Below are 15,203 nucleotides of genomic sequence, written 5' to 3' on the forward strand. Positions count from 1 at the left end.
TACCCTTCCTGCACAGCAAGACGCAGATCTTTGGCCGTTACGTCGTTTTGAAGGTCAACCCAAGCACGCTGCACACCTGTTCCGCTTGGTACATCCCAAAGCTCATAGGTTTCTGCAGCCGTCTTTTGATTAGATTTCAACGTAAGAGCTGGAACTTTCGCTTCTTTGAAGCCAGCAGCGATTGCCGCATGTGTTCCCGCTTTAACGCCTTCAGTCAAACAACTTGCAAGATCAAAGACCCCGTTACAGCTACCGGCAGATGTTTCTTTTTGCCATGAATGCGCTGGGCGGAAGCCTGCGATATTTTCGTCATATTTCAGCTTGCCGCGTGATTGCGAGAACAGGGAAACATTCGGATTATAACCGCCAGAAACTGCGATCAAATCACATTCAACCTGCTTGGTTGGACCTGTCGGCTGCCCATCTTGATCAAGCGTTCGGATGGAGGCTTGCTTCACCCGTGCGTGACCTTTGGTTCCAACAATGCCGGAACGTGGGAAGAGGTCAATGCTTGCTTCTGCTGCTTTTGCAAGAAGGCCAGCATCAATGCTTGGTCGCGCATCAACGATGCCCGCAATGTTGGCGCCCGCTTCTTTAAGCGCAAAGGCATTTGTCCATGCTGCGTCATTGTTCGCAAAGACGAGAATGTTTTTGCCCGGCAACGCACCATAGCGATACGCATAAGTTTGCGCGGCACTGGCAAGCATAACGCCTGGACGATCATTTTCGTGAAATGCGATTGAACGCTCAATCGCACCAGTTGCAAGCACGACATGTTTTGCACGCACCCGCCATAGGCGTTCACGCGGCGCACGTTCTGGACGATCGGCTGGTGCTAAATGGTCCGTGCATTTTTCCCATAGACCGACAAAGTTTTCTGCGTAATAGCCGAAGGCAGTTGTGCGGTTTAAAATAGTGACATTTTCACGGGCACGAAGAGCCGCCTCAGCAGCCACCACCCATTCAACAGGCTCTTGGTCATTCAACGTTGTTTCAGGCGTTTCGCCGAGCAATTGGCCACCAAGCTGATTGCTTTCATCAACGAGGATCACCCGTGCACCAGAAAGGCTTGCCGCTTCTGCTGCCATGAGGCCTGAAGGACCGCCACCAATGACCAGCACATCGCAGTGACGATTTACGTGCTCGTAGTTGTCTGGGTCAGCTTCCGTCGGGCTTTTGCCAAGACCGGCAGCTTTCCGAATAATCGGCTCAAACATCATCCAGGCACCCGGAGGGCCCATGAATGTTTTGTAGTAGAAGCCAGCCGGAATAAACCGCCACGCGTAATCGTTCATGCGGCCAACATCAAATTCTAGGGATGGCCATGCATTTTGGGAACGCACGGAAAGGCCCGCAAATACTTCTTGCTCTGTCACCCGCACGTTTGGCGTGGTTTCAGCATTGCCGTCACCCATTTGCACGAGTGCTGCTGGCTCTTCTGAGCCTATGCCCAAAATACCGCGCGGACGGTGATATTTGAAAGAGCGGCCAACCATATGCTGACCATTGGCGATCATCGCAGAGGCAATTGTATCCCCTTCAAAACCCAATACAGGCTTACCATCAAAGGTAAAACGCAGCGGTTTTGTGCGGTCAATTAGACCGCCTTTATCGAGACGATAGGTACTCATTTCGCGTCTCCTTCGGAAAGCTCTGCCACAACTTTTACGGCATCATTGCCTGAACCCAATAGCTCACCAGCTGGCGTTGCAGGCTCAGCGGTATCAACCTTAGGTGGCTTCTCACCTATTTTATAAAAACCATAGATCTCATCGGTAATTGTGCTGCGAAGGCCATTAAACCATTTGCCGCAACCGGCTGCATGCATCCAGCGTTCGGCGATAACGCCTTTTTCGTTGTGACGCAAAAACACAAAATCAGACCATTCAGCGTCGGTCATGTCATCACGCCATTCTGGTCGGTCAATATGAGCTTCGCCACCATGAGTAAACTCTGATTGGTCACGTTCGCCGCAATAGGGGCACTTAATTATAAACATTGTTTCATCCCCTCTTAGTGAGCAACCGCTGCAGCGCCGTGTTCGGCGACCAGCTTACCTGTTGCAAAACGCTCCATCGTAAATGGTGCAGCTATATCGTTCGGTTCGTCATTTGCGACAAGGTCTGCAAATACATGACCCGACCCCGGCGTAGCTTTCCAGCCGCCTGTGCCCCAGCCTGCATTGATATAGAAGCCTTTAACCGGCGTTTTCGTAATCAACGGACTAGCATCAGGGCAAACATCCACGATGCCGCCCCATTGGCGCACCATGCGGAGACGAGACATCATCGGGAACAATTCCATGACGGCTGCCATCTGCTCCTCAATAATGTTGAAACCACCGCGTTGGCTGTATGAGCAATAAGGATCAATACCAGCACCAATCACCATGCCGCCTTTATCCGACTGCGACACATAAACGTGCACTTGGTTGGACATTAATACACATGGCATAATCGGTTTTACAGGCTCTGATACCAAAGCTTGCAGCGGATGGCTTTCAATCGGCAATTTCAAATCTGCCATCTTCGCCATAACGCTTGAGTGCCCTGCAACAACAGAGGCAACTTTCGGCGTTTTGATATCGCCTTTTGTCGTGGAAAGACCTGTAATCTGACCGCCTTCAATCTTAAAGCCTGTCACTTCACATTGTTGAACAATATCAACGCCAAGCTGGTGAGCGGCACGGGCAAACGCCCAAACCACAGCATCGTGACGATTTGAACCGCCAGAGCGCTGCAATGAACCGCCAATAATTGGATAACGCACATCAGGACTGATGTTCACGAGCGGGCAGAATTCTTTGATTTGTTTTGCATCAAGCCATTCAGCCTCTACGCCGTTCAAACGGTTAGCCTCAACACGGCGCTTAATCGCGCGGGCCTCACCCTCATCATGGGCAACATTCACGACGCCGCGATGGCTCATCATGATGTTATAGTTCAGCTCACGGCCAAGGGTTTTCCAAAGGTCCAACGAATGGTCGTAAATCGCGGCACTTTCATCGTAGAGATAGTTAGAACGAATAATCGTGGTGTTACGGCCCGCATTGGCGCCGCCAATCCAGCCTTTTTCGATTACAGCAATATTGGTCATGCCGTGCTCTTTGGCCATATAATAAGCGGTTGCCAAACCATGGCCGCCGCCGCCAATTATCACAGCGTCATAAGAATCCTTAGGTGTTGTCGAAAGACCCCACGCAGGTTCCCAATCTTTATGACCCTTAAGGCCTTGCTTTAAGAGGCTCATTACGGAGTAGTTACGCATGTGCTCTCGATCCTATCTCTATTTTAAACGATATTGGTTTAGCTCTTATCATAAATTCTTGTAATCAAAAGAGCTATTATATCAATCAATTGTGCGACACGTTGGACGGCGGTTTTGTCGCCTTCAAAACAAAAGTCATTTCAACGTAAATATTCTGTTTGAAAGTTGAAAACTCTCTGCTAACAATTTTTGAGACACTACTGCCGTGTGGGGGTTTAAACGCATGGAAGCCACTTCGCCAACTATGGCCATGCCCAAACGAAAACACTTTGTGTTTTTTCTGGCACCTAACTTCTCCATGATAGCCTTCACCATGGCATTGGAGCCTTTACGGCTAACTAATCGCTATTATGGCCGCGATGTTTATACATGGCGTCTCATTTCGGGTGACGGCAAGGCTGTCGCAGCAAGCAACCATGTCGAATGCTCCGTTGATGGCTCACTCGAAGAAGAACGCAGTCGCATCCATGTGGATGAACGTGCCGACATGATTTTGGTTTGTGCGGGCATGGGCATTGAGAATTATTCCAACAAAACCCTGAATGCATGGCTTCGCGCGTCAAATGGTCGCAAGACATCTATTGCTGGCCTTTGCACAGGCGCATGGATTATGGCTGAAGCAGGATTGCTGGATGATAAGCGATGCGCCATTCACTGGGAAAACTTGCCAGGCTTTGCCGAACGTTTCCCAGAAACTGATGTTTATGCGGACCTTTTTGAGGTTGATGGCGATATTTACACCTGCGCAGGTGGAACAGCTGCCCTCGACCTCATGTTGCACCTTATTGATGAAGATCACGACAGCAATGTGGTGAACCGTGTTTGCGAAATGTGCCTAACCGACCGTGTTCGTAACCCGCGTGACCGCCAACGCCTGCCACTTCGCGCTCGCCTTGGTGTCCAAAACTCTAAGCTTTTGACCATTATTGAGATGATGGAAACAAGCCTCTCAGAACCTTTGTCTCTGGTTGATATAGCAGGCAGAGTTGGCCTATCCCGTCGCCAGATTGAGCGATTGTTTCATAAAAACCTTGGCCGCTCGCCTGCCCGCTACTACCTCGAGCTTCGCCTCGACCGTGCGCGGCATTTGTTGCTGCAGTCCAATATCGCGATTGTGGAAGTAGGCGTTGCCTGCGGCTTTGTCTCCGCGTCCCATTTTTCCAAATGTTACCGCGAACTCTACACACGCTCCCCACAGCAAGAACGACAACAACGCGAAGTGCCGATTACTTAGGTTGGCGCTGATTAAGCGATCTTCCATTTCTCGCGGGTTTCCAGCACCTTAAACTGTGCACCAACTTTTACGGTGCCGCTTCCGCGCGGGATAAGGTTCAATCCGAATAAAACGCCTTTTACACGAGGATCGCCAGAGCGTCTTATTTGGGTAAGAGCCCTAATCGGTTGATTATCGCTCGCCCCCTCGCCGCTTTGTTGGTCTTGCGTTGTAACGATGCAGCGCGAGCAAGGAATATCAGCATCGAAAATAACGCCGTCGCATTCAACCACAGACCAGCTGTCTTCTTCCCATGCACTGGCACCATCAACCACCAAGTTACTGCGGAAGCGATCCATTGGCACGGTCTCACCACCTGCCCCTAAAATTTGATCATTCAAGGCTGTAAGCGACTTCTCATTGGTGACTAATAATGGATGGGCATCCGCGAAACTCACCTCACCGTTGGTTGTGACAATCTCTGCACCTGTTTTACGGCGGGCTTCATCATCCATAAAAACGAGCTTCACCTCGCGCTGCAACGCCTCGCTCAAGGCTGCATTGGTCGCATCGGCACAAACAGCGGCATAAACCACATCACCCCAAATTTTCACATTCGCCCGTGTTGTCCCATCAGGAATTACAGCTTGAATGACGCCACCAGTCTCTGGCGAGATTTCCAAACCATTGGCAGTTTCAGCAACGGTGACTTTCGCAAGCCCTGACGTTTCACGCTGCGTGATAAAGTGGTTCTCGTTATCCACCAGCAACCAACGACGATCACCGGCAGGACCGCGCTCTTCAATCGTCAATTCCGTATGGTTTAATCCGCGCATCCCTTTGATGGGGTAGCTGTGAAGTCCGGTAATTTCCATCAGGCTGCTTCCATTTTATTGGTGGGATACGCTTGTTTATATAGGTTCAATTTGTCACGCTGGCCTATGACGAGCAAGGATTTACAACTTCAATCACAGATAAAGTGCGATGTTTAGCCTCTGGATACCGATCACCCTTACCGCTGCGTTTTGTCAAAACCTACGTTCGGCGCTGCAAAAGTCTCTCAAAGGCAGGCTTTCAACAGCAGGCGCAGCTTATGCTCGGTTCTTTTACGCATGGCCGTTGGCGGTTTTATATGTGTGGGCGCTTTACCAGTTTGGCGGCTATGAAGTGCCAGAAGTCAACACGACGTTTTTGCTCTACTGCTTTGCAGGCGGGATTGCGCAGATACTATTCACGGTCGTTTTGCTTTGGATGTTTTCTTTCCGCAGCTTCGCCGTCGGCACCACGTTCTCCAAGCTTGATGTGATCTTGATCGCGATTTTTGGTGCGGTTTTGCTAGGCGATACAATCGGCCCGATCGCTATTACTGCGATCATCATCGGGTCAATCGGCACGCTGTTCTTATCGTTTCAAGATACCAAGTTGACCCTAAGCGGCGTGGCCCGAGGCCTCACGGAAAAAGCCACACTGGTTGGCCTGTTATCAGCCGCGCTTTTGGGTATTTCCATCGTCTGCTTTCGTGGCGCGACGCTTTCTGTTGAAACACCGCACTTTATCATGGCTGCCGCTTTCGCACTTGCCGTCAATTTGATTTTCCAAACGCTTTTAATGGGCGGATGGTTTTTGGTTTTCGATAAGATTGAGCTTCAAAAAGTGATGCGCGAATGGCGCTATGCTGCACCCGTTGGCGTTGTCGGCATGGCAGGTTCTGTCTGCTGGTTCACTGCCTTCTCCCTACAAAATGCTGCTTACGTCAGCGCGCTTGGTCGGGTGGAACTGGTGTTCACCTTTATCGCCAGCGTGTTTTTCTTCCGCGAAAAAGCCACATGGATGGAGATCGTCGGCATCTTGCTGATTGTCTGCGCGATTATGTTGATCTTGTTGGAGTAGTGCCTACAAGCCCAGCTCAGTTAAGCCTGGAAAATCTTCAGGACGTGGACCTTTTGGCCAGATGAATTTGCGGTCTTTTTCAGCAATCGGCACATCATTGATGCTCGCCTCACGCCGTGACATCAAACCATTTTCGTCAAAACGCCATTGCTCATTGCCATACGCCCGAAACCAGTTACCCGCCTTGTTGTGATACTCATATTGGAACCGACACGCGATCTGGTTTTCATGAAACGCCCAGACCTCTTTGATCAGGCGGTATTCCAATTCGTTTTCCCATTTATCGGCCAAAAACGCGACAATCTCATCGCGGCCTTGAACGAAAGTAGACCGATTACGCCACCAACTATCTTCCGTATAAGCAAGCGAAACCCGCACTGCGTTTTGCGTGTTCCAAGCATCCTCTGCTTTACGCGCTTTTTGCGCCGCTGTTTCTGCATTAAACGGAGGAAATGGTGGGCGTTTTTCTATCATTGTAGGCTCTGAAGTAAATTCTGTATTTACTAGGTATAACACCTGATTCCTTGACAGCGTCCTCACCTATACTTCACATTTATGTTAGAGGAAAATATCCCTCTTTGCTTTTGCAATCATCTTTATCTAGTCTTTAACTAGAGATTTTCATCACCCCAAAAACTGAATGGAATAACAATGCTATCTGGAGTTTGTATTGGCACTAATGACCTCGTTGCCGCTGGTACGTTTTACGACAAAGTCATGGCCACCCTTGGCATGGAGCGCACCGTCAATAAACCAAATGAAATTGGATATGCAGCCAGCGATGGAAAGACGACTTTTTTTGTTCTCACGCCGTACAACGAGAAGGCCGCGAATGTTGGCAATGGGACGCAAGTAATGTTTTACGCGGAAGGTGAAGCAGGCGTGAAGGCTTTTCACGCAATGGTTTTAGAGTGCGGCGGAACAGACGACGGCGCGCCTGGGCCCCGCAGTTATCACCCCGGTTACTATGGCGCTTATGCGCGGGATCTGGACGGCAACAAGCTGCATGTGGCGATTGATTTGGGGTGAACCTCAACACGCACCGCACCCTCTAATAATTCCGCCGCTTCTCAGCCCCATGATAGAGCACATCAAACCACACATCATTGACATGGTCACGCATCTTAACATCGTGGGCGTTCACGTTTGCTTTGAATCAAATCATTTCCGTAAAAAATGTGGCCATGAGATACTTTGACGAATTCTCATCAAAAGTGTAACCACCATCTGGAAAAGTATTAGCATAAATTCGTGCTATAAAATAAATATCAGCGTACGTATTTTTATAACGCGCGGGAGGAGTAATCATGTCGATCCAAAAAGTGGCAATTTTAACGGCTGGCGGTTTGGCGCCTTGTCTTTCTTCTTCCATCGGGCATTTGATCCAGCGTTACACCGAGACATCACCAGAGACAGAAATCATCTGTTACTTTGATGGCTATAAGGGCCTACTCTTGGGCGATAGCGTCACTGTTTCCCCTGACATGCGCAAAAATGCGCACATTCTTTTTGAACATGGCGGCAGTCCGATTGGCAACAGTCGGGTGAAATTGACGAATATTGCAGACTGTGAAAAGCGCGGATTGGTCCAAAAAGGTGAGAACCCGCTTGAAGTCGCCGCAAAGCAGCTCGTTAAAGACGGGGTGGAAGTGCTTCATACAATCGGTGGTGATGATACCAATATGGCAGCTGCGAGCCTTGCTGACTATCTGGCCCAAAATGACTACGCGCTTCATGTGGTGGGACTGCCTAAAACCATCGACAATGATGTTGTGCCAATCAAGCAGAGTCTTGGTGCATGGACGGCGGCAGAAGAAGGTGCAAAGTTTTTCGCAAATGTGGTGGCTGAACACAGTGCAAACCCGCGCATGTTGATCATTCATGAAGTGATGGGTCGCCATTGTGGTTGGCTCACAGCCTATACCGCTAAGGCCTATCAAGATGACTTAAACAAGCTCAACTTCTTACCTCAACTGGGATTGAGCAAAGAGCGCAAAGCGGTGCATGCCGTCTTCGTTCCTGAAATGGAAATTGACATTCTTGCAGAAGCCGCGCGTTTGAAAAAAGTGATGGACGAACAGGGCAACGTCAACATTTTCATCTCTGAAGGGGCTGGCACAGAGGCGATTGTCAAAGAAATGGAAGCCGCTGGCGAAGAAGTGCCGCGCGACGCGTTTGGCCATGTAAAATTGGATGTGGTCAATCCCGGTGCTTGGTTCGGCAAACAATTTGCTGAAATGCTCGGCGCGGAAAAAGTGCTAACCCAAAAATCTGGCTATTATTCTCGTGCAGCTGCTTCTAACGCGACAGACCAAGCGCTGATTAAAGTCTGTTGTTATAAAGCCGTAGAGTGCGCCATGGCAGGTGTGAGCGGTGTTATTGGTGAAGACGAAGAACAAGGTGACGAACTACGCGCCATTGAATTCTCACGCATTGCAGGCGGCAAAGCCTTCAATATTGATGAAAAATGGTTCGACGATCTGCTCGAAAATATTGATCAGCCAAAACGAAACAAAACAGTAAGCGCTCACTAGGAGCGCTTACCGTGTTTGGTTTAGTCAGCAGCGCGTAGCCGCTCATTGGTTGGATCAAACGGGCTTTCTTCGATCACCGTCACTTTATACATTTGGCCCAAGATTTTGATTTCCAACTCTGTGCCAATGTCTGCAAGTTCAGGCTTCACCATCGCAAGAGCTAGGGATTTACCCAAGCGCCAGCCATAACCGCCAGATGTTGCGCGGCCTACCAGTTGGCCGTCTTTGTAAATCGCTTCAGAACCACGCGCATCAGCATCTGTGACACCATGCACTTCCATGGTGACAAAGCGCCATGAACGGCCCCGCTCTTCCCAAGCCATCAACGCATCACGCCCGATGAAATCTTTTTCAGGTTTGATGAAACGATCAAGGGCGCTTTCATAGGCAGAATATTCGATCGACAATTCACGCGGGATAAGGCGATAGGACTTTTCAAGACGCATTGAATCCATCGCGCGGATACCAAACGGCTTAATGCCAAATTCTTCGCCTGCTTCCATCAATGTATCAAACAGCAAGTTTTGCTGGTTCATTGGGTGGTGGAATTCAAAACCCAACTCGCCGACAAAGTTCACACGGATAGCATGACAACCTGTGCGACCAACATTGATGCGTTGGCCTGATAGCCATGGGAAGGCTTTGTGCGAGACATCAGCATGCGTGACTTTTGCCAACACATCACGAGCACGCGGTCCGGCAAGAACCAACACGCCGTTTTGTTCGGTGATTGATTGCAATTGCACCGAGCCATCTTTTGGCAAAAGCTTACGCAAAGTGTCGTGGTCATGCAGCTCAAATGCGCCAGCAGAAACCAGATAAAACTCGCCAGGGGTACGCTCATAAACCGTAAACTCAGAGCGCACACCGCCGCGTGTTGTGAGCAGATGGCAAAGAGCAACGCGGCCCTGTTTCTTTGGCAATGAGTTTGCGAGAATGCTTTCAAGCCATGCGCGGGCGCCCTTGCCTGTTACTAAAATCTTGGCGAAGGCGGACATATCAAGCAGACCAACATTGTTGGTGACGTTCTTCACTTCATTGCCAACATGCTCGAAATAGTTCGAACGACGGAACGACCATTTTTCAACAATGCGACCATCTTCTAACGCAGGCGCATGGTTTTCATTGGTCAGCGTATCGTCTTGGTTCAACTCCTCGGCAGTCAACGCATAGTCTTTTGACGGCATGAACCAGTTTGGACGTTCCCACTGGTTTGCAACACCAAAGACGGCACCCAGTTCTTTCATGCGACCGTAACATGGCGTGGTTTTCAACGGACGGCCAGCAGCACGCTCTTCATCTGGGTAGTGCACGGTGAAGACATTGCGATAAGCTTCTTCGTTTTTCTCGCGCAAATAACCTTCTGGCAGGTCAGGGCCAAAGCGACGTGGGTCAACGCCCATCATGTCGATGGTCGGTTCGCCTTCAACAATCCACTCAGCCAATTGCCAACCAGCACCACCAGCAGCCGTTATGCCGAAGGAATGGCCTTCATTGAGCCAGAAGTTTTTCAAATCCCAAGCGGGACCAATCGCTGGCGAACCATCAGGCGTATAACAAATCGCGCCGTTGTAAACTTTCTTGATACCCACTTCGCCAAAGGCTGGCACGCGGGCAATTGTTGATTCAATATGCGGCTCAAGGCGCTCTAAGTCTTCTTGGAAAAGCTCATATTCGCTTTCATCACTTGGATTATCAACATAACAAACCGGCGCACCTTTTTCATAGATGCCAAGGATCATGCCGCCTGCCTCTTCACGCAGATACCAAGCACCGTCACTGTCACGCAATACACCCATTTCAGGCAAGCCTTCCGCTTTGCGTGCCTTAATATCATCGTGAGCTTCGGTCACGATATATTGGTGTTCGACAGGAATCACTGGAATGTTCAATCCCACCATGTCGCCTGTATTACGCACGAAGTTACCGGTACAAGAAACAACATGCTCTGCAAGGTAATCGCCGCTATCAGTGCGCACGAGCCAGCGTTCATCGTCTTGCTGCTCAATGGATGTCACCGCACAATTACGTTTGATGGTCGCGCCCATATCGCGAGCACCTTTTGCCATTGCTTGGGTCAGGTCTGCGGGCTGAATGTAGCCATCTTCAGGGTGCTGGATCGCGCCAATTAAACCTGTCGTATCAGCCAGCGGCCACACCTCTTTCACCTGCTCAGGCGTCAGAAAATTCACATCAACGTCGATGGTTTCAGCAATGCCAGCATAATATTGATATTCGTCCATGCGGTCATTGGTGCTTGCAAGGCGGATATTCGACACGACAGAAAAACCAGGGTTCATGCCCGTCTCGGCTTCAAGCTCGCCATAAAACTTCACTGAGTATTTGTGAATTTGGCCAACTGAATAACTCATATTAAACAACGGCAAAAGGCCAGCTGCGTGCCACGTGGAGCCAGAAGTCAATTCTTTGCGTTCAATCAAAACGCTGTCCGACCAACCCTTTTTTGCAAGGTGATACAGTGTGCCAACGCCAACCACGCCACCACCCACGACTACCGCTCGAACTTCTGTCACCATCGTTTAACATCCATATTCATATTGTTTGGTTTTTTTGAACCCTACAAAAAGCATATTCTGTCCACACGCTCAAATGCGACGCATTTAAGCCGTAGGTAAGTCTGCATTTGAACCAATTGGTTTTCTCTTTGTTAAGCCCAAGCGCAACAAATTTGAACATTCGCCTTTCGGTCAATCATTCCTTCGAACTGTTTTGCCATAATCAAATAAAGCTGGAAGTCAGAAATGGCACAAATGAACCTCCATTATTGGAGAACGGGGCATGGCGTTTTTTACACTCGACCAAGGGCAACCGGTCGATAAAACTTATGTGGTCAATTCACTTTTGATGAGTGGATTTGTGGCAAACACTGTTCTTTTCGCATGTGCTCGCGCCATCGCACCTTGGTTTGGCTTTCCTGTTTATGACCCAATCTCTGCTGCATTTTCAGGCCTGCGCCAATACGATTTGATCGCGGCTGAAGTCATGGTTTTTCTCGCATTGGCGGCGATCCTCCCCAGCATATATGTGTTTGTTTGGCGCTCAATCGCCTCCCAAATACTCGAAACCCGCAATTGGCTTATACATTCAGTTGGGTTCGGGATGGTTTTGTCAGGCTTTGTGACCATGATGATCAAACTTTTTGTGATCAGTCCCTCAGTAAGCATCCAGACCCTGTCACCTCTTGCTATCAGTATTGTAGTTGCAAGCTTTTCCCTTAGTGGAATGATCCGGCTGCGCGAACTCAACCAGATTGAAATTTGATAATTACTAACGTTTCGCTGAACTTATTGTTCACTAATGTGAAGCCTTTAAAGCCTTTAACATCAAAAATTACTGCTTATGTGATCTAAAACGACAACTTTGGTGAACAATATGGCTTATTTTGAATTTGACGAAGGTCACCCTGTAGACCACTTTCATATTACCCGAACCCTCGGCATGGCAGGTATGCTTGCCCTATCCACTTGGGACATTTGGGCGCGTCATTTAACGCCCTTGGTGTTCGGCACTGAACTTTCTGTCGCGGTCTTATTCCAAGATGTGTTTAGCATCGAAAATCGATTGCACGCTGAATTCATCTATCTCTTGATTTCATTGACCGTGTTGGCACCAGCCTATCTCTTTATATGGCGGCCAATCATGGCTTACCTCTCTCCTGCACGACACTGGAGCATTGATGGCCTTTCATTCGGCGTTGTTATTTTCTCGACAGTCCTTCTATTGAATGCCGCCTTGGGAACAGGCTTAGATATGCAACTAGCGCTGCTTGGTTGGTTTCCCGGTGTGCTTGCAAGTTGGTTCACGGCGAGCCTGTTCATCCGACTTCGTGAGATGAATTGCAAAATCGTTTAGGTAAAACGGCTGGTTGGTTTATTTCTCTAAAACCTTATATTGGGGTTAGAACCAACCAACAGGCTAACGCTTTATGGGAATACTGATTTTCGCGGGCATTGTGTTGATTATTGCCCTTATCTTTGGCCCCCAATACTGGGTCAAGCACGTTATCAAGAAGCACGCTGAGCCACGCCCTGATCTTTCAGGAACAGGTGGCGAGCTGGCGCAGCATTTGGTTGAGCACTATCAGCTGAACGGCGTTGGTGTGGAAGTTACCGATCAGGGTGACCATTATGACCCTGAAAGCAGAACGGTCCGTTTGAGCGCTGATAATTATAATGGCTATTCCATTAGTGCCGTGGCAATTGCAGCCCATGAAGTCGGCCACGCTATTCAACACGCAGGCGGCGAACGACTGCTTGCGATGCGCCAATCATTGGCGAAAATTCTGATCTGGACAGACCGCTTCGCGATGATCTTCTTTTCTGTCGCCCCGTTGCTAGCGCTCGTTGCCCGTTCGCCCGCGCTGTTTTTACTGATGAGTGTTTTCGGCCTCGGTTTGATGGCCATGCGCGTGGTGGTGCAACTGATCACCCTACCCGTGGAATTTGATGCAAGCTTTAAAAAAGCGCTGCCCATTCTTGAACAAGGTGGCTACCTTCATACAGAAGATTTACCAGCCGCACGCTCGGTTTTGAAGGCTGCGGCCATGACCTATGTTGCAGCAGCGTTGATGAGCCTGCTTAATATACTTCGCATTATGAGATTTGGACGTTAAACGAGGCAAAAGATGACTGAATTACCCAAAACCCTAAAAGGTGCACAAACAGGAACGATGCCAATTGAAGATGTCTTCGCAATGGACGGCGTTGATTTTTTTGAAGGTGTCATCGCAGGCACATTTCCACCGCCCCCAATTATGGGGTCGATGCCGATGGATTTCACCGCTGTTGAAAAGGGTAAAATCAACATCATTGCCCGCCCAGAACCGCGATTTTTCAACCCCATCGGCACCATCCATGGCGGATATGCGGCAACCGTGCTGGATACAGCGCTTGGGTGTGTGGTTCATTCAACCCTTGCAGCGGGTGAGGCTTATACGACGATGGAGATCAAAATTATCTACCACCGTGCGATCCTGCCTGAAACGGGTGATCTTACCTGCGAAGGAGTTTGCATCTCCAGAGGCAGGCGGGCTGCCGCCTCTGAAGCAAAACTCTATGACGCAAATGGCAAACTGGTTGCCAGTGGATCATCCACTTGCATGATTATGCCAGCACCTGCAAAGGCTTAAAACTTAGATAGAAGGCGTATCAGTGCCTGTTGCGACACAGGCAGCTTTCAATGTGTTGGCCATCAACATGGCAATTGTCATAGGGCCAACACCACCTGGAACAGGCGTGATAGCACCGGCGACTGACGAGGCCTCATCATAAGCAACATCACCGACAAGGCGGGTTTTACCCTCGCCGCGCTCTGGTGCATCGATACGGTTGATACCCACATCAATCACAGTTGCTCCTGGTTTCACCCAATCCCCCTTGATCATCTCAGGGCGACCAACGGCTGCAACCAAAATATCAGCTTCACGGCATACGGCAGGTAAGTCTTTGGTGCGGCTATGAGCGATTGTCACCGTTGCATTGGCTTGCAGCAAAAGATTTGCCATCGGCTTGCCAACGATATTAGAGCGCCCCACCACGACAGCATGAAGGCCTGATAAATCATCACCACGTGCCTGACGCAGCAACACCATTGAGCCAGCAGGTGTACAAGGAACAAGCGCCTTGTCTGTTTCGCCAGTCCCGAGCATACCCACATTGATGAAATGAAACCCATCAACATCTTTATGCTGGGCAATTGTCTGAATAACTTTGCCATCATCGATATGGTCTGGAACGGGAAGCTGCACCAAAATACCGTGGATACTGTCATCATCATTGAGCTGATTGACCAGAGCCAATAGATCTTCTTCCGATGTGGTTTCTGGTAGTTTGTGGGTGATGGATTTAAAGCCGCATTCTTCGGCGCGAAGGCCTTTATTGCGCACATACACCTGACTGGCAGGGTCTTCACCAACAATCACAACGGCAATACCTGGCGTAACACCCGTTTTAGCAACTAAGTCTTGCGTGCCAGCCTTAACCTTTTCAACAACGTCCGCGCCAACCGCTTTGCCATCTATGATCATGAAATAATCCCCCAATTTTCCCGACAATCTCGTCGAAATTTATGGGAAGGTGTCATGGCCAATGTTCGAACACAAGCCCATATGCGACCAATGCGCACAAAATAAGCCGCATGGAAAGCGGCTTATTTCAACGCGAAGGCAATCAAAAAATATCAAGCTACATTCACACGACACGTTTAGCCACGTTTTCACTTCAAAAGCGATTGCTCAACATAAATTCACCTGTCTCAATCCGTTACGTAAAAATATGCGA

The 15,203-nt window shown here is 49.3% G+C and carries 15 protein-coding genes; 8 read left to right on the forward strand and 7 right to left on the reverse strand.

Annotation, left to right across the window (positions count from 1 at the left end; genetic code table 11):
* The 3 genes from ABJO30_11120 to ABJO30_11130 all read right to left on the reverse strand — a co-directional run.
* The coding region (locus ABJO30_11120; GenBank protein ID MEP3233368.1) for a 2Fe-2S iron-sulfur cluster-binding protein at positions 1-1,631 on the reverse strand (1,631 nt) is incomplete at its 3' end.
* Positions 1,628-1,999: a sarcosine oxidase subunit delta gene (locus tag ABJO30_11125; GenBank protein MEP3233369.1), complete on the reverse strand. Its 372-nt coding sequence runs from the start codon at positions 1,997-1,999 to the stop codon at positions 1,628-1,630. The genes ABJO30_11125 and ABJO30_11120, both read right to left, overlap by 4 nt.
* A gap of 14 nt (positions 2,000-2,013) precedes the next feature.
* A complete protein-coding gene (locus tag ABJO30_11130; GenBank protein ID MEP3233370.1) occupies positions 2,014-3,267 on the reverse strand; it encodes a sarcosine oxidase subunit beta family protein in 1,254 nt (417 codons plus the stop codon).
* Between the two features lie 223 nt (positions 3,268-3,490).
* Between ABJO30_11130 and ABJO30_11135 the strand changes: the two genes are divergently transcribed.
* A complete protein-coding gene (locus tag ABJO30_11135) occupies positions 3,491-4,501 on the forward strand; it encodes a GlxA family transcriptional regulator (GenBank protein ID MEP3233371.1) in 1,011 nt (336 codons plus the stop codon).
* A gap of 11 nt (positions 4,502-4,512) precedes the next feature.
* On the opposite strand, the gene ABJO30_11140 is transcribed toward ABJO30_11135, so the two are convergent.
* Positions 4,513-5,355, reverse strand: a complete 843-nt coding sequence (locus tag ABJO30_11140) for an MOSC N-terminal beta barrel domain-containing protein (protein MEP3233372.1) — start codon at positions 5,353-5,355, stop codon at positions 4,513-4,515.
* A gap of 109 nt (positions 5,356-5,464) precedes the next feature.
* Between ABJO30_11140 and ABJO30_11145 the strand changes: the two genes are divergently transcribed.
* Positions 5,465-6,370, forward strand: coding sequence for an EamA family transporter (locus ABJO30_11145; protein MEP3233373.1), 906 nt, complete (start codon positions 5,465-5,467; stop codon positions 6,368-6,370).
* A gap of 3 nt (positions 6,371-6,373) precedes the next feature.
* Here the strand turns inward: ABJO30_11145 and ABJO30_11150 are convergent, their stop codons facing one another.
* On the reverse strand, positions 6,374-6,844 hold the full coding sequence (locus ABJO30_11150; GenBank protein ID MEP3233374.1) for a nuclear transport factor 2 family protein: 471 nt from the start codon (positions 6,842-6,844) through the stop codon (positions 6,374-6,376).
* A 177-nt stretch (positions 6,845-7,021) separates the two neighbouring features.
* Here ABJO30_11150 and ABJO30_11155 point away from each other — a divergent pair, with 177 nt between their 5' ends.
* Positions 7,022-7,399 carry a VOC family protein gene (locus ABJO30_11155; GenBank protein ID MEP3233375.1) on the forward strand — a complete coding sequence of 126 codons (378 nt, stop codon included), beginning with the start codon at positions 7,022-7,024 and terminating at the stop codon, positions 7,397-7,399.
* Positions 7,400-7,677: 278 nt separating this feature from the next.
* Positions 7,678-8,904 (forward strand): pyrophosphate--fructose-6-phosphate 1-phosphotransferase, encoded by a 1,227-nt coding sequence (locus ABJO30_11160; protein ID MEP3233376.1) that lies wholly within the window; start codon positions 7,678-7,680, stop codon positions 8,902-8,904.
* A gap of 20 nt (positions 8,905-8,924) precedes the next feature.
* Here the strand turns inward: ABJO30_11160 and ABJO30_11165 are convergent, their stop codons facing one another.
* The gene (locus ABJO30_11165; GenBank protein MEP3233377.1) at positions 8,925-11,441 is read right to left on the reverse strand and encodes an FAD-dependent oxidoreductase; all 2,517 of its coding nucleotides are present in this window, start codon (positions 11,439-11,441) and stop codon (positions 8,925-8,927) included.
* Between the two features lie 262 nt (positions 11,442-11,703).
* On the opposite strand from ABJO30_11165, the gene ABJO30_11170 reads away from it, so the two are divergent.
* From ABJO30_11170 to ABJO30_11185, 4 genes are all read left to right on the forward strand, one after another.
* On the forward strand, positions 11,704-12,186 hold the full coding sequence (locus ABJO30_11170; GenBank protein ID MEP3233378.1) for a hypothetical protein: 483 nt from the start codon (positions 11,704-11,706) through the stop codon (positions 12,184-12,186).
* Positions 12,187-12,297: 111 nt separating this feature from the next.
* On the forward strand, positions 12,298-12,777 hold the full coding sequence (locus tag ABJO30_11175; protein ID MEP3233379.1) for a hypothetical protein: 480 nt from the start codon (positions 12,298-12,300) through the stop codon (positions 12,775-12,777).
* A 73-nt stretch (positions 12,778-12,850) separates the two neighbouring features.
* Positions 12,851-13,537 carry a zinc metallopeptidase gene (locus ABJO30_11180; protein MEP3233380.1) on the forward strand — a complete coding sequence of 229 codons (687 nt, stop codon included), beginning with the start codon at positions 12,851-12,853 and terminating at the stop codon, positions 13,535-13,537.
* A gap of 12 nt (positions 13,538-13,549) precedes the next feature.
* Entirely contained in the window at positions 13,550-14,053 is a 504-nt protein-coding gene (locus tag ABJO30_11185) for a PaaI family thioesterase (GenBank protein MEP3233381.1), read from the forward strand.
* 3 nt (positions 14,054-14,056) lie between these two features.
* On the opposite strand, the gene folD is transcribed toward ABJO30_11185, so the two are convergent.
* Entirely contained in the window at positions 14,057-14,950 is an 894-nt protein-coding gene (folD, locus tag ABJO30_11190; GenBank protein MEP3233382.1) for a bifunctional methylenetetrahydrofolate dehydrogenase/methenyltetrahydrofolate cyclohydrolase FolD, read from the reverse strand.
* Positions 14,951-15,203: the final 253 nt, after the last annotated feature.

Source organism: Hyphomicrobiales bacterium (assembly GCA_039973685.1).
In the GTDB taxonomy this organism is placed as follows: domain Bacteria; phylum Pseudomonadota; class Alphaproteobacteria; order Rhizobiales; family JACESI01; genus JACESI01.

What these genes read in the sequence shown, in the direction of transcription:
- ABJO30_11125 (MEP3233369.1), bottom strand. Translation starts at nt 1,999, where the DNA reads ATGTTTATAATTAAGTGCCCCTATTGCGGCGAACGTGACCAATCAGAG.
- ABJO30_11130 (MEP3233370.1), bottom strand. Translation starts at nt 3,267, where the DNA reads ATGCGTAACTACTCCGTAATGAGCCTCTTAAAGCAAGGCCTTAAGGGT.
- ABJO30_11135 (MEP3233371.1), top strand. Translation starts at nt 3,491, where the DNA reads ATGGAAGCCACTTCGCCAACTATGGCCATGCCCAAACGAAAACACTTT.
- ABJO30_11140 (MEP3233372.1), bottom strand. Translation starts at nt 5,355, where the DNA reads ATGGAAATTACCGGACTTCACAGCTACCCCATCAAAGGGATGCGCGGA.
- ABJO30_11145 (MEP3233373.1), top strand. Translation starts at nt 5,465, where the DNA reads ATGTTTAGCCTCTGGATACCGATCACCCTTACCGCTGCGTTTTGTCAA.
- ABJO30_11150 (MEP3233374.1), bottom strand. Translation starts at nt 6,844, where the DNA reads ATGATAGAAAAACGCCCACCATTTCCTCCGTTTAATGCAGAAACAGCG.
- ABJO30_11155 (MEP3233375.1), top strand. Translation starts at nt 7,022, where the DNA reads ATGCTATCTGGAGTTTGTATTGGCACTAATGACCTCGTTGCCGCTGGT.
- ABJO30_11160 (MEP3233376.1), top strand. Translation starts at nt 7,678, where the DNA reads ATGTCGATCCAAAAAGTGGCAATTTTAACGGCTGGCGGTTTGGCGCCT.
- ABJO30_11165 (MEP3233377.1), bottom strand. Translation starts at nt 11,441, where the DNA reads ATGGTGACAGAAGTTCGAGCGGTAGTCGTGGGTGGTGGCGTGGTTGGC.
- ABJO30_11170 (MEP3233378.1), top strand. Translation starts at nt 11,704, where the DNA reads ATGGCGTTTTTTACACTCGACCAAGGGCAACCGGTCGATAAAACTTAT.
- ABJO30_11175 (MEP3233379.1), top strand. Translation starts at nt 12,298, where the DNA reads ATGGCTTATTTTGAATTTGACGAAGGTCACCCTGTAGACCACTTTCAT.
- ABJO30_11180 (MEP3233380.1), top strand. Translation starts at nt 12,851, where the DNA reads ATGGGAATACTGATTTTCGCGGGCATTGTGTTGATTATTGCCCTTATC.
- ABJO30_11185 (MEP3233381.1), top strand. Translation starts at nt 13,550, where the DNA reads ATGACTGAATTACCCAAAACCCTAAAAGGTGCACAAACAGGAACGATG.
- folD (MEP3233382.1), bottom strand. Translation starts at nt 14,950, where the DNA reads ATGATCATAGATGGCAAAGCGGTTGGCGCGGACGTTGTTGAAAAGGTT.